The organism is Thioalkalivibrio sp. ALE16, from assembly GCF_000381305.1.
Classification (GTDB): Bacteria; Pseudomonadota; Gammaproteobacteria; order Ectothiorhodospirales; family Ectothiorhodospiraceae; genus Thioalkalivibrio.
Genome location: NZ_KB906392.1, coordinates 1 through 1,290 on the forward strand (window position 1 = coordinate 1; position 1,290 = coordinate 1,290).

The 1,290-nt window shown below is 63.1% G+C and carries 1 protein-coding gene; it reads right to left on the minus strand.

All coding sequences use genetic code 11. From position 1 onward, the window contains the following. A partial coding sequence (locus tag F627_RS0115485; RefSeq protein ID WP_019584593.1) for a GTP-binding protein occupies window positions 1-842 on the minus strand: 842 nt, incomplete at its 3' end. Window positions 843-1,290: the final 448 nt, after the last annotated feature.

Here is a 1,290-nt window from a genome sequence, read left to right on the forward strand (position 1 = left end):
TTGTCCATCCCGGTGAAGGTGATGATGTCGCCCGCCCGGGCCTCCTGAACCTCCACCCGTTCCAGGCCGTGGAAGCCCATGATCTGCAGCATGCGGCCGTTGCGCACGCCGCCTTCGCGGTCCACCACCTTGACCGGGGTGTTCGGCTTGATGCGCCCGCGTTTCACGCGGCCGATGCCGATCAGGCCCTGGTAGGAGTTGTAGTCCAGCGAGGAGACCTGCATCTGGAACGGGCCATCCGCGTCCACGTTCGGCGGCGCGACATGCTTGACGATGGTCTCCAGCAGGCAGGTCATGTCGCCCTCGGTGACACTGGAGTCCAGCCCGGCAAAGCCGTTCAGCGCGGAGGCGAACACAATGGGGAAGTCGAGCTGCTCGTCGGTGGCACCAAGGCGGTCGAACAGATCGAACACCTGATCCACGGCCCAGTCGGGGCGCGCGCCGGGGCGGTCGACCTTGTTGACCACGACGATCGGCTTGAAGCCCATCGCGAAGGCCTTCTGCGTCACGAAGCGGGTCTGCGGCATCGGGCCATCCACCGCGTCCACCAGCAGCAGCACCGAGTCGACCATCGACAGCACGCGCTCGACCTCGCCACCGAAGTCGGCGTGTCCGGGGGTGTCCACGATGTTGATGCGGTAGTCCTGCCACTCGATGGCCGTGTTCTTGGCCAGGATGGTGATCCCGCGTTCCTTCTCGATGGCGTTGGAGTCCATGATCCGCTCGCCGTGATCGCCACGCTTGTCGAGGGTGCCGGACTGGCGCAGGAGCTGGTCGACCAGCGTGGTCTTGCCATGATCAACGTGGGCGATGATGGCGATGTTGCGAAGCTTCTCGGTCATGGAATACAAACTCTGGATACTGGCAAAAGGGCAGACACTATACAGACTTATGCGTGACCGCGCTGCGACTCCCGCGTTTTATGCGCAGGCTCCGCCCTCGCGCCTCCCCGCGGCCCCCAGCCAAAGCGATTCCGCCCCGGAACTACCGGCCACCTGAGCCCTGCGGCCAAGCCAGTACGGCACCCCCCGACCTGATCGCTGACAGCACACTGGCCTCCGTTGAATGCACGTAGTTTTCGTGCTCCGCATTTTTACGTGAGCCATGAGGATTCAACATGAAACAGAACATTACCCTGTCCCTCGACAAGCAGGTACTGACCGAACTGAAGGTCATCGCAGCCCGTCGTTCGACTTAGGGAGACGCTGATTGAATCGCACGTCCGCGCTCGAGTCGCTTTTGCGTGCGAACAAGGCGCGGTGACCGCCGTGCAGTCATTCTGCACAAGGG